The organism is Citrobacter sp. Cm046 (assembly GCF_030333065.1).
Lineage (GTDB): Bacteria > Pseudomonadota > Gammaproteobacteria > Enterobacterales > Enterobacteriaceae > Citrobacter > Citrobacter murliniae.
This window is the reverse complement of the sequence record NZ_JAOWGP010000042.1, coordinates 37,558-63,670: the sequence shown is the minus strand read 5'-3', so window position 1 is coordinate 63,670 and position 26,113 is coordinate 37,558. Positions and strand designations below refer to the sequence as shown.

Sequence of the window (26,113 nt, the reverse complement as noted above, 5' to 3'; positions counted from 1 at the left end):
TCACCTGTTCACTACAAACCACGCATTAAGCGTGGTCTGAACAGGGCAAGACTCTGTGCTGAACGAGTCAGCATCTTATGTGTAAGAATCAGTCCGTGACAGAAAGCGCATCATAGTAGAAGTCATCAATCTGTGCAATTTTTATACAATCATCATGACTGATTAAAGCGAAATAACGGTAACAAATAGCGCTGAGACTGCGACACAATGGTCTCCAGAGTTTCAGGAGCCAGCTGACGCCACAGGCGTTGATACCAGATATCATCGCCTTCACCACGCACCATCATGTTGCCTTCATAAGCCTGCAAAAACTTATTTCGTGCTTTTTGCAGCGTATCATCGTCATCTAACATGGCATCATTTACGGCGTCATAACAGGTTTTTATCCACGCCCCACCACTTTCCGGTAGCACCAGCAAAGGCGATGACATGCCTTCCCGATACCCCTCAATAAGTTGTGACAGATACAGTAACGCCTGCTCTGCCTCCAGTGGAGGGAAACGCCATTCTCCGTCTTTACGCAGGAACAAACGACTCTCTCCCGCTCCGCCACTGGCACAATAGACAAGATGTTCCAGCCAAAGTTGCACCCCCTGGGACACACTTATCAAAGATGGGCGCCAGCGCAACAAACCATCTTCCTGGACCTGTGGTAACCAACCCGTGATTTGCACACCGTTGCAGCTCAGATCAATTTCCATGCTCTGGCAAGGCTGGCGAGAGGCAATAATGCGATCGGCAAGCGACTGCATCTCCTGACGTTGGGTATCCCAAAGAATCTCACCAAATGCCCCATAAGGAAGCGAGCCAGCCGCACGGAAGCGACGGAACAAACGCTCGGCGTCGTTCTCTTCCACCAGCGTGTTAAGCAACTGCTGGTTAAGCTGATAGCGGGTTAACCCCTCAAGGGTAAAAGGCTCCGTTTCCGGGATCTCACTCTCTTCAGAACGGAAATTCACTCGTAGCCGCATCTGGAAGAAGGCCCGAACCGGATGAGCCCAAAATCGTTGTAGCGTTTCCAGCGTCAGGGTTTCAAGCATCGTAAAGGGGAGTGGCTGAACAAAATCAGCGTGTGCCTTACCTGACATGTTCGCCGCTGGCAGCCATTCACGCGCATAACTTTGCTGTTCGCCTGGCTGAAAGTTTTGTACATCAAAAGGCATACGGGTGTGCAAACGGGTAATGTGGGCTTTTACTTTGGTTTCGCTTTCATCGCTGGTGAGCAATTCATCACCCGGTAAGTAGTGGCTTTGCCCAATATAGTCCATTAACTCCTGCACCAGTACCGACGGAAAGCGTTCACTGTTGTCCTGAATTGAACGCCCAATGTAGCTGATATAGAGCGTTTGCTGCGCCGAGATCAGTGCTTCCAGAAACAGATAGCGATCATCATCACGACGACTTCGGTCACCCCGCATCGGCTTTTGACTCATCAGGTCAAAACCCAACGGCGCAAGCTGGCGCGGATAAACACCGTCGTTCATGCCTAACAAACACACCACTTTGAAAGGAATGGAACGCATTGGCATCAGCGTACAAATATTCACCGGACCAGCAAGGAAGCGCTGACTGATACGTTCCTGGTCTAGCCGCAGGGCTAGCTCATCGCGTAACAGTGAAAGTGGAATAGCATCGCGATACTCGGCCCCCAAACCTTCGCCAATAATAGCCTGCCACTGTTGTTCAATGAGCGTCATCGCCGCTTCGGTTTCTGCATCCGGCAGGAAGAAATCATTGAGCATGTCACGACAGACGGGTAGCCATTCCTCCAGCGGACGCTCCTGGGCCAACCCCCGGCGCCAGAGATTTAGCTGCATCAATAGCGAAGCCAGATGCCCCACCAGCTCGGCAATCAAACCGCTGGATTCATCATACGGCAATACCGATTGCCACTCGCCCTGCGTGCTTTCCATCGCATAGCCCAGCAGCATACGCGTCAGACCAAATTGCCAGGTGTGCTGGCCTGTCGGTGGTAGTTCCAGTTCGCGAACGTTGTCGTCGTCAATTCCCCAACGAATACCTGACTCATTAACCCACAGGCGAAGATAGCGTAATCCCTCTTCGTTGATGTTGAAGCGCGCCGCCAGTACTGGGACGTCCAGTAATGCCAACACATCTTCTGAGACAAAACGGCTGTCCGGCAACGACAGCAGGCTGATAAAGGCCTGTAAAACGGGATGGGACTGACGTGCACGGCGGTCAGAAATGGCAAACGGTAAATATCTATCAGCTGGCGCGCTGCCAAAAACGGCCTGAATGAATGGGCTGTAGCTGTCGATATCCGCTACCATCACAATGATGTCACGCGGCGTCAGCGTAGGGTCCGCTTCCAGCATCGCCAGCAAACGGTCATGGAGGATTTCCACCTCACGCTGTGGGCTATGGCAGACATGGAAACTCACACTGGTGTCATTCGGCTCAAGCAACCGTTTATTGTCGCTACGCGAATACTCCTCCAGATTGACGCCTGCCACAGCCCGGCTTTCCAGCTCAAGGATGTCCGACTGAATGTTACGCAAAAGGTTGTCGGGCGTGATATCGACAAACGCATCCAGTTCCTGGCTGTTTTCCAGCTCAGACAGCAGGTAAATATAGTCACGCCCCAGTTTTCCCCACGAGGCCAGCAACGGATTGCTGACATCCTGCTCGCCATCACTGTTAAACAACCCCTCAGCATTTTGGCTATCACGAAACAACGGCAACTCTCTTTCTTCAAAGCTGTGCCGACGCTGGCGCGCCAGCAGCTTCGCCAGATACGCAGGATCTTTGATGTCACCCCAGTAGAAACGACACGGATTAGTGAATAACAGGTGAATTTCGATATGCTTACCCAACGCCTGCAACGCCTGAAGATAAACAGGCGGCAACGCCGAAATCCCGCAAATAAAAACGCGCGAAGGTAGCCCTTCCGGGCAGCTTGTTGCACTTTCCAGGGTCTGAATAAACCGTTGATATAAATTAGCGCGATGCCAGCGTGGTTGTCCCAGTTCAGCGGTATATTCCACCAGCGCTTTCCACAGTGGTGCCTGCCAGGCCTGAGACTCTCCTAAACCTTCAACCAGCCTTCCCTCCTCCCACTGCGTTAACCAGTCCGGACGGTAGACTAAATATTGGTCAAAAAGGTCGGCTGCGCGTGAAGAAAGCTGAAACAGCTTACGCTTGTCGGTATCGTCAGTCAGATAGTGACGCAGCAGCGTGAAGTCATCTTTTTCCAGTAATTGCGGCAGCAACGTCATCAGCTTCCAGCTCATACTCTGTTTACTGAACGCACTCTCTTTCGGGATCTCCGGCAATACGCGCACAAACATATCCCAGATAAAACTCGCAGGTAGCGGAAAATCAATGTTGGCGGCAATACCAAACTTCTGTGCCAGGGTCATTTGTAACCATTGCGCCATACCGGTACTTTGAACCAGGATCATCTCCGGTTCAAAAGGGTCGTCCAGTCGCTCCCGCTCGACGATATATTCCATTAACGCTTCCAGCACATCCAGGCGATTGGAGTGGTAGACCCTTAACATAGCGACTCCTGACTACTGACGATTTGAGCAGTGCAGACGTGTCATTTGACCCAGCCTGCCCATAGGGGACGTAATTTTAACATTGATGCTGACACATCCCGCCTGCGTTGTCTGCATTCGGTTTACCTGCCAGTTCAAAGGCGGCGAAAACACATGCAGTTGGCTTTGCTGCCACGCGTAACGCCAAAGCTGCTGGTACTGATTTCTGCCCAAGAAACTGTTCATCAATGCTCGTTGATACCCCGACAGTGTGGTCACAATCATGATCATCAACACCATTGCCAACATGACTTCCGGCAGGCTAAATCCACGTTGCCGGTTCAGGGGATCTGGCATAATGCCAGCGTCTTTAACGGGCAGAAATCGCTCCAGCCATGTGCAGAAAACTTGATATTGCCGTCTACAACCTCGCCCTGACGCCATAGAGATATCCCTTCGTATTGAGCAATAAGCAACACGTTATTATTAGCAAGCAGTCGCAGACAAACGTCTGCATTCTGCATTGCATAGGAGCGACACTGAACATCGGGTTGCAAAAGCCAGCGTTGCATACGCCCCCATTCCATCGCAGATTGCGCCACGGCCTGGCGTTGCAAAGACTGGCTTTCCATTGCAACGCGAGAGGCAAAACTGGCTTCCTGTCTGCTAACGCCCTGCAACAACAGACTACCGAGCACCAGAAGTAAAAGTACCAGCGCAAGGGACGATACACCTCGTTCCCGGTTCACAGATTAAATCCTGTCACGCTGTACAGCGCTTCGATCACTCTTTGTGGTTCGACTTTACTGGAGCCACGCAGACGCAGAATGAGGACGGGCGCAAACCCGCTAACATTCTGGCGTTCCACCTGAAATGACTCAATCTGAATGGTTACAGGATCGGTCATGCTATCCCAGCCCTTTCCTGCGCACGACGTCGCACCGCGCAATGTCTCCAGCGCCTTGTTTTGTAGGCGAAATCCAATCTGCTCGGCTTCTTTCGCCGGATTCGTCTCCCAGATACCGTTACTGTTTGCATCCCACTGCACAATAACGCAATCGCGCTGACCCGATATTTCCAGCCCTTCACCGTGACAGCGTCCGTGACAGTAGCCCGCCCGCTGGAGATGCTTCGCTACGGTATAAACACGTTGCCAGACCTCATCTTCAAGCACTAACTGGTGTGTATTGTGCAAAATACCGCGCTGCAGGGCAGGTAAAAATCGCGCTGAACCCAGGAGTAAAACACTGCTTATCGCCATCGTAATCAGCACCTCCAGCAGTGAAAAACCGCGTTCGTTTAGCGACATAGATTTGCCTCATCGCGCTCGCAAAGTCTGATTCTCCCCCAACCTGATACCACCAGATTTAATTCACCAGCCGCATTTTTCAGGCGAATATGCCCGGCCCATGCCGTGTTCCGTAGGCCAAAAAAAGCCAGCGAAGGCGTTATCTCCACCATCTCAATATCGTCCCAGAGCGGCATAAACAGCCACGGCGAGGAAGGCTTACATGACTCATGAGCATCGGCAGAGCTAACAAAACACCATGACGCTCCCTCTCTGATAACGCTGATAACGTGGTCGCGGTTATGCCAGTTGGCATCTTCACGAAGTTGCAGCAAATAATCCCGTACCTGACAGGCGGTTTGCCACAACCGTTGTTGCTGCTGCCAGCGTTGCCAGCCATAAAGTCCTGTGGCACTTAGGGCGACAATAATGAGCATCGCAACCAGAGTTTCAATTAGCGTATAGCCTTGTTGTTTTTTCATGTCGCCAGTATGGCGTGAGGGAATGAAATAACGAGCAGTGAATTCGGGTTATTCGGCGGGCTGCGAGGAATATTTTCCATGTTGCAGCGTATTACAACTTTTGCAGGAATCAGCATCGAAAAACTGACGCGAAGGCAAAAAAAAACCGACGCGCTATGGCGTCGGTCGTGGCAGCATGACGTTCGATCAGATGGCGACCGGCGCTTTGATGCCTGGGTGCGGATCGTAGCCTTCAATTTCGAAATCGTCGAAACGATAGTCGAAGATAGACTCAGGTTTACGCTTGATAACCAGCTTCGGCAGCGCGCGGGGTTCACGGCTAAGCTGCAGGTGAGTTTGTTCCATATGGTTGCTGTACAGGTGCGTGTCGCCGCCAGTCCAGACAAAGTCACCGACTTCAAGATCGCACTGCTGCGCCATCATGTGGACCAGCAAAGCGTAGCTGGCAATGTTAAACGGCAGGCCGAGGAACACATCGCACGAACGCTGGTACAGTTGGCAGGAGAGCTTGCCGTCAGCCACGTAAAACTGGAAGAATGCGTGGCACGGCGCCAGCGCCATCTTATCCAACTCACCCACGTTCCACGCGGAAACGATGATACGGCGAGAGTCCGGGTCGTTTTTCAGCTGGTTTAAAACAGTCGTAATCTGGTCAATATGGCGGCCATCCGGCGTTGGCCACGCGCGCCACTGTTTGCCATAAACCGGGCCTAAATTGCCATTTTCATCGGCCCATTCATCCCAGATTGAGACATTATTTTCATGCAGATAAGCAACGTTGGTGTCGCCCTGCAAAAACCACAGTAGTTCATGAATAATGGAGCGCAAGTGGCAGCGTTTAGTTGTAACCAGCGGGAACCCTTCCTGCAGGTTAAAACGCATCTGATGGCCAAAAATGGAAAGCGTTCCGGTTCCGGTACGATCGTTTTTCTGTGTGCCTTCATCCAGCACTTTTTGCATCAGTTCTAAATACTGTTTCATGGTTCCTCAGGAAACGTGTTGCTGTGGGCTGCGACGATACGCCCAAACCATCATGATAATACCGGCGACAATCATCGGGATAGACAGGATCTGCCCCATGCTGATGTATTGTACCCATGCGCCGGTAAACTGCTGATCCGGTTGGCGGAAAAATTCAACGATGATACGAAACGCACCATAGCCAATCAGGAACAACCCGGAGACTGACCCCATCGGGCGCGGTTTACGAATAAACAGATTAAGTATGATAAACAGCACAACCCCTTCCAGCGCCATCTCATAGAGCTGGGAAGCGTGGCGTGGCAGTGAGCCGTAAGTATCGAAAATAGACTGCCATTGCGGATTAGTTTGCAGCAGTAAGATATCTTCTGTACGCGAACCAGGGAACAGCATGGCATAGGAGAAGTTCGGGTCGACACGTCCCCACAACTCGCCATTAATAAAGTTGCCCAGACGACCGGCACCCAGGCCAAACGGAATCAACGGTGCGATGAAATCAGAAACCTGGAAGAACGAGCGCTTGGTACGTTTGGCGAAGATAATCATCACCAGAATCACACCTATAAGACCGCCGTGGAAGGACATACCGCCATCCCAGACGCGGAACAGATACAGCGGATTATCAAGGAAGAGAGGGAAGTTGTAGAACAGTACGTAGCCGATACGCCCACCGAGGAAAACCCCGAGGAAGCCTGCATAGAGTAAGTTTTCTACTTCGTTTTTGGTCCAGCCACTCCCTGGGCGATTAGCACGGCGAGTCGCCAGCCACATCGCAAAAATAAACCCCACCAAATACATCATGCCGTACCAGTGAAGTGCGACGGGTCCAATTGAGAAAATGACCGGATCGAAATCCGGAAAATGCAGATAGCTACTGGTCATCTGTCACCACAAGTTCTTGTTATTTCGCTGAAGTCAGACAGCAATTGATAAGCGCGCCTGCATAATGCAGGCGCTCCGAAGTTGCGAATGATAGCACAAGGGGATCACAGCGGATGCCGATTACAGTTAAAAGATATGTATACGCCCTCGTCTTTCAAGCTGCATCTTTGTTGGTTGCGTTCACTCACCGGAGGCAGCCTCCGACTGTTCAAATTCGTTCCTGACGAATTTGTCACGGACTTACCTGTTCAATACACTCAAAATACATTGGGTGTAGCTACTGTTTCCCGCCCTGGTTTCATAATCCCCCGCGAATTAAACCGCCCATGCCACGACGCTCCATAAATGCCGCCACCTGATGGCGTACTTCTGTCGCTAGCTGCGCTTCCAGGCTGCGCTGAGCCAGCGTTTGCGCTTCATCAAAATCGATATGTCGCAGCAGATATTTTACTCGCGCCACGGAACGACCGTTCATCGACAAATGACGGAAGCCCAAACCGATTAGAATAGTTACACACATCGGATCGCCCGCCATTTCACCACACAGGCGCAAATCGATACCACTTCGCTCAGCTTCCTGCGCAATCATCGCCAGGGCACGTAACATTCCCGGATGCAGGCTGTCATAAATGCTGGCGACACGTGTGTTGTTGCGATCGACCGCCAGAATATATTGAGTAAGATCGTTAGTCCCGACCGATATAAAATCGATCCTGTTCGCCAGATGCGGCAACATAAATACCATCGACGGGACCTCCAGCATAATGCCGATGCGTGGTTTCGGGATCGCATAGCCGATCATCTCTTCCACTTCGCGTCCGGCACGTTCAATCAGACGTCGTGCTTCGTCCACCTCATCAATACTGGTTACCATCGGCAGCAAAATACTTAGATTGCCGGTTGCTGCATTTGCCCGCAGCATCGCTCGTACCTGGATCAGAAAGATCTCCGGCTGATCGAGTGTAATGCGGATCCCACGCCACCCGAGGCACGGATTCTCTTCACTGATTGGCATGTAAGGCAGCTGCTTATCCGCCCCGACATCCAGCGTGCGCAGCGTCACAGGCTTGTCGTTAAACATTTGCAGCATCCCTTGATACTGCGCAACCTGCTCTTCTTCCGATGGAAAGCCACTTTGCAGCATGAACGGGATTTCGGTGCGATACAGACCAATACCGTCGATCCGACTACCCAGCTTCTGCTCATGTTCGGGACTAAGTCCGGCATTGAGCATCACCTTAACGCGCTCGCCACTTTTCAATTGTGCAGGCTGATTAACGTCATCTTCTGCCAGGCGACTCAGCTCATTCTCTTCACTGATGAGGCGCTGATATTCCTGTATCAATACAGGTTCCGGATCGACCAACACCTCGCCGCGATAACCATCCACCACCAGCGTGCGACGATGCAATACCGATGGCTGGATATCAGCCCCCATCACGGTGGGGATACCCAACGCACGAACCATTATCGCCGCATGGGAGTTGGCGGCACCGTCCCTGACCACAACACCCACAAGCCGATCCTGTGGAAGTTCCGCCAGAGTGGTAGCTGAGAGTTCATCGGCTACCAGCACAAAACGCTCAGGCCAGGCATTCGGCCCCTGGATGGAGTCATCAAGATGGAACAGCAAACGCTGACCGAGCGCACGTAAATCCCCGGATCGCTCTTTAAGATAGCTATCACTCAGGGCAGCAAACTGTTCGGCAAACTTCTCGATGATCGTTTTAACGGCCCACTCTGCCACTGAACCATTATCCACTTCAGCAAACAGTTCACGGCGTAAACGGGTATCAGAAAGCAGGTGCGAGTAGAGATCAAAGATCGCCGCCGTTTCTTTCTGCGCCCCGGCAGCAAAACGCTTACTGTAGCGGCGGAATTCGTTAGCAGCTTCTTCCAGCGCTCCGGTCAGTCGTTCTCGTTCCAGCGCAGGATCCAACGTTGACGCCTGATACACCTGCTCCATCAACGGCAGCGTGGCATCCTGCCAGCCTTCAGCAATTGCCACACCGGGCGCTGCGGGCAGCGCACGAATGCGCGTTTGGCGGTATTGACCGAACAGCGCGGTAAGCTGCGACTGAGAAAGAATGGCTGCCATTTGCGTGGCAAGCGTGACCAGGAAGGACTCTTCACTTTCATCGTACTGGCGCAACTCGCGCTGCTGTACGACCAGCACACCTAATAGCTGGCGGCGCTGGATGATCGGGACGCCTAAGAACGCACGAAAACGCTCTTCTTTCACTGAAGGAATATATTTGAAGCTCGGATGTTTTTGCGCATCGGCAAGGTTGATAGGTTCCGCCAGCCTGCCAACCAGGCCAACGATCCCTTCATCAAACGCGAGTGCAACAGTGCGACCGCGTGGTTTTTTGAGTCCCCGGGTCGCCATGAGGTAATAACAACGTCGGTCGTGGTCGGCCAGATAGACCGAGCAGACCTCTGTATCCATCGCAAGACAGATGTCAGTAACCAGAATATTCAGCGCCTCATTAAGGCGTGGAGCACTGGCTACCTTTTCGACTATTTCGCGCAGGCGGGTGAGCATAATTTGCGTAGCTTAACCTCTTTTACGTCTGTACGCAGGCGGGCTTTGCGGCTTAGGAGTACTTTCCTGAAGCGCCATCACAACACTTGCGAATTCTTTCATCACCCTGCGATAAACATCGCGTTTAAATGACACCACCTGTCGAACCGGATACCAGTAACTCACCCAGCGCCAGCCATCAAACTCAGGTGTACTACTGGTTTGCATATTGATTTCAGCATCGCTACTGATCAATTGCAGAAGAAACCATTTTTGTTTCTGGCCGATACAAACCGGCTTCGTGTCCCAACGCACCAAACGTTTCGGTAACTTGTAACGCAACCAGTTACGAGTAGAAGCGAGGATCCGTACATCTTTACGGCTGAGCCCCACTTCTTCAAAGAGTTCCCGGTACATCGCCTGCTCTGCTGTCTCTCCTGCGTTTATCCCACCTTGTGGAAATTGCCAGGAGTGCTGACCAAATCGCCGGGCCCACATGACCTGCCCCTGGCGGTTACAAATTACTATCCCTACATTCGGGCGGTAGCCATCGTCATCAATCACCGGACTACCTCAACATAAACCTTATATACAAACGATTGTTTCACACTCCTGGGAGGCGGTAAACCACTCTGTTAAGGACACGATACTCTAATAACAATTGAATAACTCACAGCAAAGGCCCGAGTTATAAACAGAGGGAGCACTGCCAGGACGATTTTATTCACCTTTTCTGTGGATATAGTTGTGAAGAAGTACGGAATTACTATGGGAAAACCCGGAACAGTCTGAATAAGACCTTCGTCACACATAAAAAATAGTCTTATATATTCATTAAGTTAAACTCGGGATCAGGAGATAATCACACAGAAACGTGACGATCATCACGCATACGATCTTCGAGCTGATGAAAGATCAACCAGCGTTGGTTTTATCCACAGATTATGCCAATAAGTTAGGCACAATTTGTGTAAAAATTCGATTTTCGTCGCACGTCAAGGCTGTAAATTGAAACAGTAGTAGGGTTTTTTCACAGTTATCCCATCTTTCTGTGGATAACATGGTGTAAGATCCTGTTCATTGTCAGTGACCAGAATTGGAAAACCTGAATTGCTGTTGCGCAACTCCGCGAATTGAAATCTAAAAACCAATATAAATCATATAATTGAATATAGCATGTGGAAAAAGATAAACTCTGTCCACACGGTATAAAATCATTGCTCATTTTTTCGCCTAAGGTATAACCCAATGCCAGAACTCCATCCGTTACTTTTACCTCCTGAATCTGAGACTCAGTTGCTTACCCAGGCACGACAACTCTCAGGCTACGCTTTGGGAGAGTTGGCGACGATGGCGGGTCTTGTTACGCCAAAGGATTTAAAGCGGGACAAAGGCTGGATTGGCGTGCTGCTGGAGATATGGCTTGGCGCCAGTGCGGGCAGTAAGCCAGAACAGGATTTTGCCGCGCTCGGCGTGGAGCTGAAAACAATCCCTGTGGACAGTCTTGGCAGACCGCTGGAAACCACCTTTGTTTGCGTAGCGCCACTGACCGGCAATACAGGCGTAACGTGGGAAACCAGCCATGTCCGGCACAAACTCAAACGCGTACTGTGGATCCCCGTTGAAGGTGAACGCAATATACCGCTGGCTGAACGGCGCGTCGGCTCTCCGCTACTGTGGAGCCCAAATGAAGAAGAGGACCGACAATTGCGTCTGGACTGGGAAGAGTTAATGGACATGATTGTGTTGGGTCACGTCGAGCGCATTACCGCTCGCCATGGGGAAGTACTACAACTACGCCCAAAAGCCGCCAATGCCAGAGCGCTTACCGAGGCAATTGGTGCCAATGGCGAACCAATCCTGACCTTGCCACGCGGGTTTTACCTTAAAAAGAACTTCACTCGTGCCTTACTGGAGCGACATTTTTTATTCCAGCCCTAATAGGCACTGCCCGGCCTTTCACCCGCCGCGTTACGGGCCTATAATTAGCGCTTCTTTTTTTTGGCAGGACTTTGTTCGATGTTATTTGCATGGATAACCGATCCTAACGCCTGGCTTGCGCTCGGTACGCTGACGCTGCTGGAGATCGTTCTCGGGATCGACAATATTATTTTCCTCTCTCTGGTAGTTGCCAAACTTCCGACCGCGCAACGCAGTCACGCCCGACGTATTGGGCTGGCGGCAGCGATGCTCATGCGTCTGGCTTTGCTGGCCTCTATCGCCTGGGTAACTCGTTTGACAAACCCGTTATTCGAGGTGTTTGGCGAGGCGATATCCGCACGAGATCTCATACTTCTGCTCGGTGGATTATTCCTGATCTGGAAAGCCAGCAAAGAGATCCACGAGTCGATTGAAGGTGAAGAGGAGGGGCTGAAAACTCGCGTATCCTCTTTCCTGGGTGCGATTGTGCAGATCATGTTGTTAGACATTATTTTCAGTCTGGACTCCGTCATCACCGCGGTAGGCTTGTCCGATCATCTGTTTATCATGATGGCGGCGGTGGTCATCGCCGTGGGTGTGATGATGTTTGCAGCACGCCCAATAGGCGAGTTTGTGGATCGTCACCCTTCGGTAAAAATGCTGGCACTCTCTTTCCTGATTCTGGTTGGTTTCACGCTGATTCTGGAAAGTTTCGATGTCCATGTACCGAAAGGATACATTTATTTCGCCATGTTCTTCTCTATCGCGGTAGAGACCCTGAACCTGTTGCGCAATAAAAAAAATCCGCTCTGATAAAATCTGTCGCTCCCCGCAAGGGGAGCGAATAGCCTCATCATCTTCCCCTTCTCACAGATTAAGATTTTCCCTCTTTCGTCCTGCATAACTTCGCGTTATTACTAAACTATTGTCAGACGCAGGCCATGTGAGGATAAACAGATGAAAAAATGGGCAGTTTTAATTTCCGCCGTAGGATTGGCTTTTGCAGTTTCCGGATGCAGCAGTGATTATGTGATGGCGACAAAAGACGGTCGTATGATCCTGACCGACGGTAAACCGGAAATTGATGACGATACCGGTCTGGTGAGCTATCACGATCAGCAAGGCAACGCGATGCAAATTAACCGTGACGATGTGTCTCAAATTATTGAACGTTGATGGTTGAGGTCAGCAATGCTGCTGGCCTTAACAATTTTTGCTTCCCTTTTTCCCTTCCCTCAGCCATTTTTATAATCCTTATGTCGTGATTATAAAAAGGAAACGGCTATGCAATATCACCGTATACCCCACAGCTCGCTTGAAGTCAGTACACTGGGGCTGGGCACAATGACGTTTGGTGAACAAAATAGCGAAGCCGACGCACATGCACAGCTCGACTATGCCGTTGCACAAGGCATAAATTTAATCGACGTTGCCGAGATGTATCCGGTACCGCCTCGCCCTGAAACTCAGGGGCTCACAGAAACTTACGTCGGCAACTGGCTCGCCAAACATGGTAGCCGTGAAAAACTGATCGTGGCCTCGAAGGTCAGCGGTCCGTCACGTAACAATGACAGCGGTATTCGCCCCGATCAGGCGCTGGATCGTAAAAACATTCGCCAGGCGCTGAATGACAGCCTTAAACGCCTGCAAACCGATTATCTGGATCTGTATCAGGTACACTGGCCTCAGCGCCCTACCAATTGTTTTGGCAAACTTGGCTACAACTGGACGGATTCCACACCGGTAATTACTCTGCTGGAAACACTGGAAGCTCTGACTGAATTTCAGCGTGCGGGGAAAATTCGCTATATCGGCGTTTCCAACGAAACCGCATTCGGCGTGATGCGCTATCTGCACCTTGCTGACAAACACGACCTGCCACGCATCGTCACCATCCAGAACCCATACAGCCTGCTGAACCGCAGCTTCGAGGTTGGGCTCGCGGAAGTCAGCCAATATGAAGGGGTTGAACTGCTGGCCTACTCTTGCCTGGGTTTTGGTACCTTAAGCGGTAAATATCTGAACGGCGCTAAACCTGCCGGAGCACGGAATACACTGTTTAGCCGTTTCACGCGCTACAGCGGTGAACAGACGCAAAAGGCTGTCGCCGCTTATGTAGATATCGCGAAACGTCATAATCTGGATCCAGCCCAGATGGCGCTGGCGTTTGTTCGTCGCCAGCCGTTTGTCGCCAGCACTCTGCTGGGAGCCACGACGATGGAACAGTTAAAAACCAATGTCGAAAGCCTGCATCTGGAATTAAGCGAAGAGGTACTGGCGGAGATTGAAGCGGTGCATCAGGTTTATACCTACCCGGCACCGTGATAATGCGCATTGTGTGCCGGGTAAAGCCAAACCGCTACCCGACACACAAATTAATGACGGCGTTGCCAGACCCACAGCGCCGTAATCGCCAGCGCAAATAAGCCGCCAAACCCGATGCCAATCGCGACCGCCGGAAGCCCCACCAGAACCGCTAACGAGTAGATGCCGAGCATTAGCAGCATAGCGCTGTTTTCGCCCAGGTTTTGCACCGCAATAGCATTACCCGCACCAACGCTTTTTTTGCCCCGCTCCTGCAGCAACGCATTCAGAGGCACAACAAAAAAGCCGCCCAGTACACCGATAAGCATCAGCAACGCATAGGATGGAAGCAGCGCATGTTGCAGAGACAAAAACAGCACCCCCACGCCAATCAGGATCCCCGCCGGCATGCAGCGAGACACCGTTTCCAGCGTTACCAGCTTAGCTGCCGCTCCGGCACCAACCACAATCCCGATAGCCACCATAGCATTGAGATAGGTTGGCGTGGCGTTATCAGTGATGCCCAGAGCCACCGGTACCCATAACACCAGCAGAAAACGCAACGTCACACCTGCGCCCCAAAAAAGGCTAGTACCTACTAACGAAAAACGTGTTTCACCGTCACGCCATAACGAAGACGCTGCGCAGAAAAAACTACGCGTCATTTTCCCCAGATGCCACGATTGCCCGGGACGAGCAGCGGCCAGTTTTGGAATATACAGGTTAGCCAGGACAGCTCCGGCGTATGCCAGCGCGCAAACAGAGAGTGCGGCAATGACATGCCAGTCGGCCAGAACGCCGCCAGCGACAGATCCCAGCAAAATAGCTGCGATGGTTGAAGCTTCCATCAGTCCGTTGGCTTTCACCAGTTTGTCGCCAGTGGTCAGCTCGCCGAGAATGCCATATTTGGCCGGTGAATAAGCTGCAGCGCCAATACCCACCAGCGTATACCCCAGAAAAGGGTTAAAACCGAAGCAAATACTCGCCGCACCCAATAGCTTGAGGCCGTTGGCGAACATCATCACTCTGCCCTTGGCAAAGCTATCCGCCACCTGTCCGACAAAAGGCGCAAAAAGAATGTAAGCGCCCACAAACACCATTTGCAGGATCGGTTGGCTCCAGTCCGGGTAGAATTGCGCCTTCAGCAACGCCAGCGTGGCGAACAGCAACGCATTATCGCCAAACGCCGACAGAAACTGCGCGGCGATAACGGACAACATCCCTTTAGACCAGATTGAAGTGTTAGTGTGTACTGACTCAGGCATGTTGTTCTTCCGGTTCATCAACCCAGCTTTTCAGCGTGACAAAATCAGGCTTACCGCTGCCAAGTAGAGGGAGTTGTTTCAGGTGGCGGATATCACGTGGCACGGCAAGTTCCGGAACGCCATGGGCGCGCGCATACTGCAGCAATTTATCTCGCGTCAGCTCTCCATCCGTGGTGAACAGCACCAGCGCCTCGCCTTTACTGGCATCACTCTTGATAGCCGTAGCATGCATTTTGTCGGCGGATACCGCCAACGCCAGTTGCTCGACCATTTCAAGTGAGACCATCTCGCCGGCAATTTTGGCAAAACGTTTAGCACGCCCCTGAATTTGCACGAAGCCGTTCTCATCAAAGCGCACGATATCACCGGTGTCATACCAGCCGCGTTCAAGCTCGCCTTGCGCATTCTCTGCCGTCGGCACTTCCAGTACACCGGGTTTTTCGACGCGCAAATAGCCGTTCATAATATTAGGGCCTTTCAGCTGTAAACGCCCACCCTCCTCAATCCCGGGAACCGCCAGCAGTCGGGCATCCATCCCCGGTAGAATACGCCCTACCGTGCCCGATTTTGCCGCCATCGGCACGTTAATCGAGACGACTGGCGCACATTCCGTCACCCCATAGCCTTCGAGGACACGCAGACCAAACTTCTCCTGCCACAACTGCCTGGTACTGTCTTGCAGCTTTTCTGCTCCCGCCACAACATAGCGCAGGCGGTGGAAATCATAAGGATGTGCGAAGCGTGCGTAGTTACCGAGGAACGTTGAGGTACCAAACAACACAGTGCAGTTCCGGTCGTATACCAGTTCTGGCACGATGCGATAATGCAGAGGACTGGGATAAAGAAACACTTCAGCACCAGTCAGTAACGGTGTGAACAGCCCCACAGTCAGACCAAAAGAGTGAAACAACGGTAGCGCTGACATAAAGCGATCGTCAGCGGTAAAATCGGCAATAGTTTTAATTTGCTCGACGTTAGCCAGGATACTTTTGTGGCTGTGCACTACGCCTTTCGGGTGACCCTCAGAGCCAGAGGTAAAGAGGATCACTGCAGCCTCTTCAGGTTGCTGCTTGACCTGCGCCAGATGCGGCATCAGCAGATGAGAAAAAATCCACAGCTTGTCACCCAGGGTAACATCGGCTTTTAAATCTTCCAGATAAACCCAGCGTACCTGAGTAATCTGCTCCGGCAGATGCCAGAGTTTGCCTTTATCGAGAAACTGTCGGGAGGTAAAAATGGTTTTGATTTCAGAAGCGGTAATTGCGCTGGTTAACCCTTTTACGCCCGCCGTGTAGTTCATCATTGCCGGGATGCGTCGGCGAGCCATAGCGCCAAAGATAACGGCTGCGCTGATACCCGCGTTTGGCAGCATCAGGCCGATTTTCTCGCCTTCCGCGCTGTACTTTTCCAGAATGCGGGCAACAAACAGCGTTTTAGTCAGCAGTTTGCGATAGCTATCCGGAGTAAAGTTAACGTCTTCAATGCAGTTTTTACCTGCGCCAAAGCGGTATTTCGCCGCCAGAAGGGATTCATACAACGTTTCGCGAGGGCGCACCGCCATGCGCGCTTCCATCATAATCTGATGCAACATTTCACCGGCAATCTTGCGACGATCGCGGGCGCGCGGCGCTTCAGGCATTGGCAGTGCCGTTGGCGGCAAAATGTGTAGCCGGATACGTGGGAAGAATCGCTGCTTAACCAGACCCTTCAGCCGGCTGAAGTGACTCAGTTCTGCCCCTTCAATGCGCACAGGTACTACCGTCGCCCCTGATTTTGCCGCGACAAAACCGGCACCGTCATAGATTTTCATCAATGATCCGGTCGTTGAAATACGGCCTTCCGGGAAGATAACCACCGGGCGTCCCTGCTCAACCAGGCGAACCAGATGTTTAATCGACATCGGTTTAGTTGGGTCCAACGGAACGAAATCAATCAATGGGGTTAACCAGCGCATATACCATTGCTGGCTGATAGAAGTATAAACGGCAAAGACAGGGCGAATGGGCAGGAACAGCGCCAGAAGAATACCATCTATAAATGAGACATGATTGGGAGTGATTAGGATGCGTTCTCCCTGTAGCGCACTAACATCGCCCATGACGCGAACACGAAAAAGTACGCGAAACAGAATACGAAATAACCCAAATAGCATCTCAACTCCCTGTACCATCAATTATCTAAAGATGAATGGTGGCAGATTATACGAGTTGGGGATTGCGTGCGACAGGTAAATAGAAGACGAAAAAAAACCTGCGCATCCGCGCAGGTTGGTGCAAGAGACAGGTACGAAGTGCGTACCGAATAATCTCACCAATCAATACCTCTGGGATCTTGATTGTGGTCGTCACCCGACTGATTCGCCAGTACGAAAACGCAAAGGAATGAACGTAAATGCAACCAGTTGTGTAAATTATCGGTTACTGTTACAGATACGCCTGAGATAAAAAAAAACCTGCGCATCTGCGCAGGTTGGTGTAAATCTTGTGATCAACCCGAAAGTTGATTTCACCTATCAATACCTCTGGGATCTCAACTTTAGCAATGTGGCCAGTTCCCTCACCAGCGAACAATCGCAACAGCCCATCGCAAAGTGTAAGCAAAGGTTTTCATTTCCCCCTTTCTGTCTTACTTCGCTCGTGCGCGCTCACATTTGCGACGTTCTGGCGGGCAATCTGCTTGAACAGCCAGCCATTTTCCGTAACACTGGCGGAATGTAAGCGTTTACCCACAACAGGTACTATCATGGCGACCATAAAGGACGTAGCCCGACTAGCTGGTGTATCAGTCGCCACCGTTTCTCGAGTGATCAATGATTCCCCTAAAGCCAGTGAAGCCTCGCGCCTGGCTGTAATGAATGCCATGGAATCACTCAGCTACCACCCCAACGCCAATGCGCGTGCGCTGGCACAACAATCCACTGAAACCATCGGACTGGTGGTAGGTGATGTGTCAGATCCTTTCTTTGGGGCAATGGTAAAAGCTGTCGAGCAGGTGGCCTATAACACCGGAAACTTTTTACTGATTGGCAACGGCTATCATAACGAACATAAGGAGCGTCAGGCGATTGAGCAGCTTATTCGTCACCGTTGCGCCGCTCTCGTTGTACACGCGAAAATCATTCCGGATGCTGAACTTGCGTCGTTAATGCAGCAGATCCCCGGCATGGTGCTCATCAACCGAATCCTGCCCGGCTTCGAGCAACGCTGCGTTGCCCTGGATGACCGTTACGGGGCATGGCTTGCCACCCGGCACCTTATCCAGCAAGGCCATACACGCATCGGTTATCTGTGCTCCAATCACACCATTTCGGATGCAGAAGATCGTCTGAAAGGCTATTACGATGCATTAGCAGAAAGCAATATACCGGTGAACGAACGGCTGGTGACCTTTGGTGAACCGGATGAAAGCGGCGGGGAACAGGCCATGACCGAGCTGCTTGGTCGTGGAAAAAGCTTCACTGCGGTAGCCTGTTATAACGACTCAATGGCAGCCGGTGCCATGGGCGTATTAAATGATAATGGTATTGATGTACCGGGCGAAATATCACTGATTGGCTTTGATGATGTGCTGGTTTCACGCTACGTGCGCCCACGGCTGACAACGGTACGTTATCCTATCGTAACGATGGCAACGCAGGCCGCTGAACTGGCGCTGGCGCTGGCGGAAAAACGCCCGGTGCCCGAAATTACCAATGTATTTAACCCAACTCTGGTACGCCGACATTCCGTTTCAACGCTGACAGAGCCAGGGAATTCATCGTCAAACGATTAAACAGGATTGCGTCATAGTTCCAGCGCTAAGAGTTCGTTAATGGTCTGGCGACGGCGAATCAGCCGCGCCACTCCGTTATCAAACAGCACTTCCGGCAGTAGCGGGCGGCTATTATAGTTCGACGACATCGACGCACCGTACGCCCCGGTATCATGCAGTACCAGATAATCACCCGGTGCCACCGCAGGCAGCAGACGGGTCTCAACTTTACCGCCCTCCTGCTGGGTAAACACGTCGCCGGACTCGCACAGCGGACCCGCAACAACGGTTTCTCGTTGAGGCTCCAGCTCCAGCGAACGACCATCCCCCGCCAGCGCGGAGATATGATGATAACTGCCATACATCGCCGGGCGCATCAGATCGTTAAAACCTGCATCGATCAACACGAAGTGGCGGCTCCCCATCTCTTTTACGCTGCGCACCTGCGCTACCAGTACGCCCGCTTCCGCGACCAGGAAACGTCCCGGCTCAATCTCCAGCTTCACCGGATGCCCAAGATGTCTGGCGATCTGCTCACGCGCGGCGTTCCACAAACCGAAATAGTGATCGGTATTGATCGCCTCTTCTCCTTCGCGGTACGGGATCGACAAACCACCGCCTGCAGAGATCGCCTCGAGATCCTGGCCAAACTCCATCACCTGGCGCACCATCGCGCCACATACCTGCTCCAGGTGTCCGTAGTCCACGCCAGAGCCGATATGCATATGAATACCGACCAGATTCAGTTTATAACGCTGAATGACGTCCAGCGCTGCTGGCAGATCGCTGTACCAGATTCCGTGCTTGCTGTTTTCTCCACCAGTATTGGTTTTCTGACTGTGCCCGTGACCAAATCCAGGATTGACGCGCAGCCATACGCGGTGACCCGGCGATACCTGACCAAGCTGTTCCAGCATATCCACTGACCCGGCATTAACCGGAATTTGTAACTCATGCACCCGTGCCAGCGTCGCTTCATCAATCATATCGGCAGTAAAAACGATCTCATCTTTACCCGCGACATAGCCTGCAGCCAGCGCACGTTCAATCTCACCTAACGATACCGAGTCCACCTTCACGCCCTGCTCGCGCATCAGACGCAGAATATGAATGTTCGAACATGCCTTCTGGGCAAAGCGCACCACGTCGAACTGATTCAGTTTAGCGATCTGCGCAAGGATAATCTGCGCATCGTAGACCCATACCGGGCAGCCAAATTCGGCAGGCAGACGCAGCAGGTTGTCGGCGGTCAGGTCAGTATCGGTGTTATTAAGCGAGCGTGGCATAGCGGACTCCGGTATTCATTTTTTTATGATTACGCCACAAGCTAAAGAGAATAAAAAATATCGTTTTATCGCGAGTCTATGCAAAAATGATATGTACTACCTGATTCGAGGAACGCCCATGCCTGCCGTTAACCTGCGACACATTGAAATCTTTCACGCCATCATGACAGCGGGCAACCTGACGGAAGCCGCACGGATGCTACACACTTCGCAACCCACAGTCAGTCGGGAACTGGCGCGATTTGAGAAAGTATTGGGGTTAACGCTGTTTGAACGTACTCGTGGTCGACTGCAGCCAACGGTACAGGGCCTACGGTTATTTGAGGAGGTACAACGCTCCTGGTATGGTCTGGATCGCATTGTTAATGCCGCAGAAAGCCTGCGAGAATTCCGCCAGGGCGAGCTGTCAATTGTTTGCCTGCCGGTGTTTTCACAATCGTTTTTACCTACCCTACTGCAACCGTTTCTGGCTCGCTATCCGGACGTGAGTCTGAACATCGTTCCGCAAGAGTCACCGCTGCTTGAGGAGTGGCTTTCAGCCCAGCGCCACGATCTGGGATTGACGGAGACCTTGCACACGCCCGCAGGCACTGAACGTACTGCACTGCTGACGCTTAACGAAGTGTGTGTCCTGCCTTCAGGACACCCGCTAAGTGCGAAAGCCATACTAACGCCAGAAGACTTTCAGGGTGAAAATTACATCAGCCTGTCACGCACAGACAGTTACCGTCAGTTGCTGGATGCCCTGTTTAATGACCATCAGGTTAAACGTCGAATGGTCCTGGAAACGCACAGCGCCGCGTCCGTTTGCGCGATGGTTCGTGCCGGCGCAGGGATCTCGGTCGTAAACCCACTCACTGCATTGGATTATGCCGCCAGCGGCGTTGTCGTTCGACGTTTCAGTATCGACGTACCGTTTACCGTTAGCCTGATTCGCCCGTTACACCGACCGGCATCCGCACTGGTCGATGCATTTACGGCACATTTGCAAGCCCATCTTCCTGCTCTGATCGATCCGCTGGATGCTATTTTGGATCCGCTTACGACAGCATAAACTCCACCGCATCAGCCGCGTGAATCGCAGCCGTATCAAACACCGGCAGCGGACTCATCTGCGCCGGAACCAGTAGGCCAATCTCGGTACAGCCAAAAATGACGCCTTGCGCGCCCTGACGAGCCAGGCCATCAATCACATTAAGGTAATAATCTCGCGAAGTGTCACTGAATTCACCCAGGCACAGCTCTTCGAAGATTATCTGGTTAATCTTCTGCCGGTCATCCTGTTCGGGGATCAACGTGTTAATACCAAACTCTTGCTGCAGGCGTCCACGATAAAACTCCTGCTCCATGGTGTAGCGCGTACCGAGTAGCGCCACGTTAGACATTTTCTGCTGGCTGATGGCCCTGCCCGTTGCATCAGCAATATGCAGGAACGGCACCTCGCAGGCCGTTTCAATCGCCCCGGCGACCTTATGCATCGTGTTGGTACACAGAACGATCCCTTGAGCCCCCGCCTGCTGAAGCCCCATGGCGGCCTGCGCCAGAATCTCACCAGCCTGCTGCCAGTCGCCACTTGACTGACAAGCTTCAATCTCGTGGAAATCTACGCTATGCAGCAGGATCTGCGCCGAATGCAGGCCTCCCAGACGTTTCTTCACACCTTCATTAATGAGTCGATAATAAGGAATAGTGGATTCCCAGCTCATACCGCCTAACAGACCGATGGTTTTCATCTTTTTTTCCTTGTTCGTTGGTGTCGCTCCAGTGAACCAAAGATGTGATCAACTTTCCACATCTGTGAGCCTGCGTTTCCTTTTAATTATTTATGATATAAATTTAATGAAACATTGTTTCAACATAATACAGGACCGCCGGATGTTTATTTTTCATAAAGAAACCACCCTCGAAGATCTGGGCAACGGCGTTACCCGCCGCATCCTGGCTCACGACGGCAAAATGATGGCTGTTGAAGTGAATTTCGAGCAAGGCGCAATTGGTCCGATGCACAACCACCCGCACGAACAGCTCACTTATGTGTTATCCGGCGAGTTTGAATTTACCATTGGCGAAGAAAAGCATGTTGTCCGCGCAGGCGACACGCTGTACAAGCGACCCAATATTATGCATGGCTGCGTTTGTTTAAAACCAGGCACATTACTGGATACTTTCACCCCCGTACGCGAAGATTTCCTGAAAGCATAATTCCACCGTTCTCAGGTCACCCTTTTAGCTTCTTATCTGAAATGTAAGGGATAAAAGATAAAAAACCCTGCTGTTTGGCAGGGTTTTTGTTTGTCGATACAGGAAGAAGACCCGTTAACGTGCCAGCCAGCCGCCATCTACTGCAACGGTATAGCCGTTGATGTAGTCAGATGCACTGGACGCCAGGAATACAATTGGCCCTTTCAGATCGTCTGGTAATCCCCAACGTCCCGCCGGGATGCGATCGAGAATTTCTGCACTACGTTGCTCATCAGCACGCAGCTGTTGCGTGTTGTTGGTTGCCATATAGCCCGGAGCAATCGCATTAACGTTGATGTTGTGTTTTGCCCACTCGTTCGCCATCAGACGAGTTACGCCCATTACACCACTTTTTGATGCGGTATAAGACGGAACGCGGATGCCGCCCTGGAAAGAAAGCATAGAGGCGATGTTAATAATTTTGCCGCCCTTGCCCTGCGCGATGAAGTGCTTAGCCGCAGCCTGAGACATAAAGAACACGCTCTTAATGTTCAGATTCATCACGTCGTCCCAGTCTTTTTCGCTGAAATCGATCGCGTCGTCACGACGAATAAGACCTGCGTTATTGACCAGAATGTCGATATGACCGAATTCTGCAACTGCACGCTCCAGCAGCGCCGGGATACCGTCGATTTGACGCAGGTCTGCAGTCAGACTTAAAAAGCGGCGGCCCAGTGCGGTAACACGTTCGATAGTTTCAGTCGGCTCAACAATATTGATACCCACGATATCGCAACCCGCTTCAGCCAGGCCCAGCGCCATACCCTGCCCCAGACCAGTGTCACAACCTGTCACAACGGCGACTTTACCTTCAAGAGAGAATGCATTCAAAATCATTATTAATCCTTACTTTTTATAATGCCTGTCACAGACAGGCAGGGTTGCCGCCCGCAACTAGCGCAGATCTTTTACTGCAACGTGGTCCATATCATCGAAGACCTGGTTTTCACCGACCATGCCCCAAATGAACGTATAAGCTTTTGTACCGACGCCAGAGTGAATAGACCAGCTTGGAGAAATTACTGCCTGCTCGTTATGCATCACAATGTGACGCGTTTCCTGAGGCTGCCCCATCATATGGAAAACGCAGGTGTCTTCTTCCATGTTGAAGTAGAAATAAACTTCCATGCGGCGTTCATGGGTATGGCACGGCATGGTATTCCACAGATTACCAGGTGCCAGTTCCGTCAGACCCATGCTCAACTGGCAGGTTTCCAGTACGTCTGGTACAAAATATTTATTGATGGTACGACGGTTACTGGTGAGATCATCACCCAGAGTCACTGGAGCAACATCGGCTGGGGTCACTTTTTTGGTTGGATAGGCTGTATGTGCCGGTGCGCAGTTATAGTAGAACTTGGCTGGTTTTGTCGCATCGATGCTTGCAAACACAACTTCTTTCGCCCCTTTTCCCACATACAACGCATCGCGGTGACCGATTTCATAGCACTGGCCGTCAACGGTAATTGTGCCCGGACCACCGATGTTGATCACACCGAGTTCGCGACGTTCCAGGAAGTAGGTTACGCCCAACTGTTTGCCCACTTCGCCACCCACGGAAACGGTTTTTGCCACTGGCATAATGCCGCCAACAATAATGCGGTCGATGTGGCTGTAAACCATGGTGTATTCGTCAGCGACAAACACTTCTTCTACCAAAAACTCATTGCGCAGCGCCTGAGTGTCCAGGGTTTTAGCATGCGCACTATGGATGCTTTGTCTTACGTCCACATTTACCTCCAGTGATAAATTGACCGTGAATTCTTGAACGGATAACAAAACACCGTTCCGTTTTTAACTAATGGGTTAATGATATCCCTCCCGGAACACGTTTTCAATTACAACTAAAACGATGTTTCACTTTTTCTGCATCTTATTATCAAAAGTGTAGTTGCGATCACGTTAGGGTCTCAAAAATAGCGGAAAAAATGATAGCAAAGGCATATAAAAACCATATAAAACAATAAAATAGATAATTAATTAAATAGTGATTCAGCAGTGGTTGAGATAATGCACTGAAAATACAGAGTTAACCAGGACGGCTACCGAAGAAGGAGATATTGCAGGTTAGAAAGACGACGGTAGCGTACGCGCCAAGTCAAAGCCCATGCGGAAGGTAAAACTATACCCAAAATAATTCGGGTGGCCTGTAGGTGGCAACAGAGCGAAGCCCCGGGAGCTTACACAAGTTAGTGACTAGGGCCAGGAGCCGTTTTGAACACTGCGGAGCGGCGGTCCGTAAGGGCGAGACTCATGGTAAGCCAAGTAACGCACAGCTAACATCCAGGCAACTTGAAGTATGACGGTATTCAGGCATGAATTCTTGTGTGCTTGTATTAAAGATATCACTCACCGACGCTGTCACATTTGCATGGGACAGCGCAGCAGAAGAGCGTGTTTGAAAGGGGAGTATAAAGCGCTTCAGTCTCGTTCAATGGCGAGCGCGACGCCCTGGCCGCCACCGATACACAGCGTAGCCAGGCCTTTTCGCGCCTGACGTTTGACCATCTCATGTACCAACGACACCAGAATACGACAGCCGGATGCGCCAATAGGATGGCCAAGCGCGATGGCTCCACCATTGACATTGACCCGCCTCTCATCCCATTCCAGCACTTTTCCCACCGATAACGCCTGGGCAGCAAATGCTTCGTTAGCTTCGATAAGATCAACATCAGCCAGCTGCCAGCCGACTCGTTCAAGACAGCGACGGGTAGCATACACTGGCGCAATCCCCATTAGCGCAGGATCGACCCCGACGCTGGCAAAAGCTCGAATACGCGCCAGTATGGGCAAATTCAGCTCCTGCGCCTTGGCTTCGCTCATCATCATCACGGCTGCGGCGCCATCATTTATCGACGACGCATTGCCCGCCGTGACAGAGCCTGAACGATCAAATGCGGGATCCAGTCGCGCCAGCCCTTCAGCACTGGCATCCGTTCTCGGCTGTTCATCGGTATCAACAACGATCGATTGTCCGTTACGTTGGGTCACGACCGGCACAATCTCATCTTTAAAACGCCCGGCGTCGATCGCCATACGCGCTTTATGCTGAGAGCGAAGCGCGTAGTCATCCTGCAATTCGCGGCTAATTCCGTATTCCCGCGCCAGGTTTTCGGCGGTGACGCCCATATGGTAATCGTTGAAAGCGTCCCACAAACCGTCATGCACCAGGCTGTCCACCAGTTGGCTATTGCCCAATTGCGCGCCGGTGCGGCTGTCGGTGAGAACATGCGGTGCGCGGCTCATATTCTCTTGTCCACCAGCAATCACAATATCGGCTTCACCACACTGGATAGCCTGCGTTGCCAGATGCAGCGCTTTGAGGCCCGAACCACAAACATCGTTAATAGTGATAGCAGAAACGGTATTGGGTAATCCCCCATTGATAGCAGACTGGCGCGCGGGATTCTGCCCGGCTCCTGCGGTGAGCACCTGCCCGAGGATCACTTCGTCAACAGCATGGACATCCACGCCTGTGCGTTCCAGTAACGCCCTGACCACCATGCTGCCTAGCTCAACGGCAGAATGACGCGCCAGCGTCCCCTGGAAGCAGCCAATGGGTGTCCTTAACGCCCCCACTATCACAACCTCTTTCATCACCACCTCAGCGCAAAATAACATCGCAATAGTAGATGATTGTTAAAGATAGTTATCACAGTTGTTTAAAAATGGTGATTTTTATCACAA

23 protein-coding genes are annotated in these 26,113 nt (G+C 51.7%); 7 read left to right on the top strand and 16 right to left on the bottom strand.

All coding sequences use genetic code 11. The annotated features are described in order from the left end of the window. Positions 1-152: 152 nt before the first annotated feature. The 9 genes from recC to rppH all read right to left on the bottom strand — a co-directional run bounded on the left by recC (position 153) and on the right by rppH (position 10,221). Positions 153-3,521: an exodeoxyribonuclease V subunit gamma gene (gene recC, locus OGX98_RS14575; RefSeq protein ID WP_286595459.1), complete on the bottom strand. Its 3,369-nt coding sequence runs from the start codon at positions 3,519-3,521 to the stop codon at positions 153-155. Positions 3,522-3,533: 12 nt separating this feature from the next. Continuing rightward, on the bottom strand, positions 3,534-3,857 hold the full coding sequence (locus OGX98_RS14570) for a prepilin-type N-terminal cleavage/methylation domain-containing protein (protein WP_286595458.1): 324 nt from the start codon (positions 3,855-3,857) through the stop codon (positions 3,534-3,536). Continuing rightward, a complete protein-coding gene (locus OGX98_RS14565; protein ID WP_045446992.1) occupies positions 3,842-4,249 on the bottom strand; it encodes a DUF2509 family protein in 408 nt (135 codons plus the stop codon). The genes OGX98_RS14570 and OGX98_RS14565 overlap by 16 nt, the downstream gene beginning before the upstream one ends. Continuing rightward, positions 4,246-4,809 carry a prepilin peptidase-dependent protein gene (locus tag OGX98_RS14560; protein WP_286595457.1) on the bottom strand — a complete coding sequence of 188 codons (564 nt, stop codon included), beginning with the start codon at positions 4,807-4,809 and terminating at the stop codon, positions 4,246-4,248. The genes OGX98_RS14565 and OGX98_RS14560 overlap by 4 nt, the downstream gene beginning before the upstream one ends. Next, positions 4,800-5,270, bottom strand: a complete 471-nt coding sequence (locus OGX98_RS14555; RefSeq protein WP_045446998.1) for a prepilin peptidase-dependent protein — start codon at positions 5,268-5,270, stop codon at positions 4,800-4,802. Before OGX98_RS14555 ends, OGX98_RS14560 begins: the two co-directional genes overlap by 10 nt. Positions 5,271-5,456: 186 nt before the next feature. Further along, complete coding sequence (gene thyA, locus OGX98_RS14550; RefSeq protein ID WP_045447002.1) at positions 5,457-6,251, bottom strand: thymidylate synthase; 795 nt, start codon at positions 6,249-6,251, stop codon at positions 5,457-5,459. Between the two features lie 6 nt (positions 6,252-6,257). Continuing rightward, positions 6,258-7,133 carry a prolipoprotein diacylglyceryl transferase gene (gene lgt / locus OGX98_RS14545; protein ID WP_045447005.1) on the bottom strand — a complete coding sequence of 292 codons (876 nt, stop codon included), beginning with the start codon at positions 7,131-7,133 and terminating at the stop codon, positions 6,258-6,260. A gap of 298 nt (positions 7,134-7,431) precedes the next feature. Beyond that, positions 7,432-9,678: a phosphoenolpyruvate--protein phosphotransferase gene (gene ptsP, locus OGX98_RS14540; RefSeq protein ID WP_045447008.1), complete on the bottom strand. Its 2,247-nt coding sequence runs from the start codon at positions 9,676-9,678 to the stop codon at positions 7,432-7,434. Between the two features lie 12 nt (positions 9,679-9,690). Continuing rightward, on the bottom strand, positions 9,691-10,221 hold the full coding sequence (gene rppH, locus OGX98_RS14535; RefSeq protein WP_045447012.1) for an RNA pyrophosphohydrolase: 531 nt from the start codon (positions 10,219-10,221) through the stop codon (positions 9,691-9,693). Positions 10,222-10,905: 684 nt separating this feature from the next. Between rppH and mutH the strand changes: the two genes are divergently transcribed. The 4 genes from mutH (at position 10,906) to OGX98_RS14515 (ending at position 13,902) form a co-directional block, all read left to right on the top strand. After that, positions 10,906-11,598 (top strand): DNA mismatch repair endonuclease MutH, encoded by a 693-nt coding sequence (mutH, locus tag OGX98_RS14530; protein WP_045447015.1) that lies wholly within the window; start codon positions 10,906-10,908, stop codon positions 11,596-11,598. Positions 11,599-11,676: 78 nt separating this feature from the next. Next, positions 11,677-12,390 (top strand): TerC family protein, encoded by a 714-nt coding sequence (locus OGX98_RS14525; protein WP_045447018.1) that lies wholly within the window; start codon positions 11,677-11,679, stop codon positions 12,388-12,390. Between the two features lie 144 nt (positions 12,391-12,534). Beyond that, positions 12,535-12,753: a lipoprotein YgdR gene (ygdR, locus tag OGX98_RS14520; RefSeq protein ID WP_000758660.1), complete on the top strand. Its 219-nt coding sequence runs from the start codon at positions 12,535-12,537 to the stop codon at positions 12,751-12,753. Between the two features lie 108 nt (positions 12,754-12,861). Further along, the gene (locus OGX98_RS14515) at positions 12,862-13,902 is read left to right on the top strand and encodes an NADP(H)-dependent aldo-keto reductase (RefSeq protein ID WP_045447022.1); all 1,041 of its coding nucleotides are present in this window, start codon (positions 12,862-12,864) and stop codon (positions 13,900-13,902) included. A 50-nt stretch (positions 13,903-13,952) separates the two neighbouring features. Here OGX98_RS14515 and lplT read toward each other — a convergent pair whose 3' ends face one another. Together lplT and aas are read right to left on the bottom strand one after the other, a co-directional pair. Then, entirely contained in the window at positions 13,953-15,146 is a 1,194-nt protein-coding gene (gene lplT, locus OGX98_RS14510) for a lysophospholipid transporter LplT (protein ID WP_045447032.1), read from the bottom strand. Further along, on the bottom strand, positions 15,139-17,298 hold the full coding sequence (aas, locus tag OGX98_RS14505; protein ID WP_045447034.1) for a bifunctional acyl-ACP--phospholipid O-acyltransferase/long-chain-fatty-acid--ACP ligase: 2,160 nt from the start codon (positions 17,296-17,298) through the stop codon (positions 15,139-15,141). The genes lplT and aas overlap by 8 nt, the downstream gene beginning before the upstream one ends. 590 nt (positions 17,299-17,888) lie before the next feature. Between aas and galR the strand changes: the two genes are divergently transcribed. Further along, a complete protein-coding gene (gene galR, locus OGX98_RS14500; protein ID WP_286595454.1) occupies positions 17,889-18,917 on the top strand; it encodes an HTH-type transcriptional regulator GalR in 1,029 nt (342 codons plus the stop codon). Positions 18,918-18,928: 11 nt separating this feature from the next. Here galR and lysA read toward each other — a convergent pair whose 3' ends face one another. After that, positions 18,929-20,182, bottom strand: coding sequence for a diaminopimelate decarboxylase (gene lysA, locus OGX98_RS14495; protein ID WP_286595453.1), 1,254 nt, complete (start codon positions 20,180-20,182; stop codon positions 18,929-18,931). Between the two features lie 118 nt (positions 20,183-20,300). On the opposite strand from lysA, the gene OGX98_RS14490 reads away from it, so the two are divergent. Further along, on the top strand, positions 20,301-21,236 hold the full coding sequence (locus tag OGX98_RS14490) for a LysR family transcriptional regulator (protein WP_045447042.1): 936 nt from the start codon (positions 20,301-20,303) through the stop codon (positions 21,234-21,236). Here the strand turns inward: OGX98_RS14490 and OGX98_RS14485 are convergent. Further along, positions 21,223-21,915, bottom strand: a complete 693-nt coding sequence (locus tag OGX98_RS14485) for an aspartate/glutamate racemase (protein WP_045447045.1) — start codon at positions 21,913-21,915, stop codon at positions 21,223-21,225. The two genes, OGX98_RS14490 and OGX98_RS14485, sit on opposite strands and share 14 nt — an antisense overlap. 142 nt (positions 21,916-22,057) lie before the next feature. Between OGX98_RS14485 and OGX98_RS14480 the strand changes: the two genes are divergently transcribed. Continuing rightward, entirely contained in the window at positions 22,058-22,384 is a 327-nt protein-coding gene (locus OGX98_RS14480; protein WP_045447048.1) for a cupin domain-containing protein, read from the top strand. A gap of 114 nt (positions 22,385-22,498) precedes the next feature. On the opposite strand, the gene kduD is transcribed toward OGX98_RS14480, so the two are convergent. The 3 genes from kduD to OGX98_RS14465 form a co-directional block, all read right to left on the bottom strand. Continuing rightward, positions 22,499-23,260 (bottom strand): 2-dehydro-3-deoxy-D-gluconate 5-dehydrogenase KduD, encoded by a 762-nt coding sequence (gene kduD / locus OGX98_RS14475; RefSeq protein WP_045447052.1) that lies wholly within the window; start codon positions 23,258-23,260, stop codon positions 22,499-22,501. Between the two features lie 57 nt (positions 23,261-23,317). Further along, on the bottom strand, positions 23,318-24,154 hold the full coding sequence (gene kduI / locus OGX98_RS14470; RefSeq protein WP_045447055.1) for a 5-dehydro-4-deoxy-D-glucuronate isomerase: 837 nt from the start codon (positions 24,152-24,154) through the stop codon (positions 23,318-23,320). 690 nt (positions 24,155-24,844) lie between these two features. Beyond that, positions 24,845-26,023 (bottom strand): acetyl-CoA C-acetyltransferase, encoded by a 1,179-nt coding sequence (locus OGX98_RS14465; RefSeq protein WP_286595452.1) that lies wholly within the window; start codon positions 26,021-26,023, stop codon positions 24,845-24,847. Between the last annotated feature and the right edge of the window lie 90 nt (positions 26,024-26,113).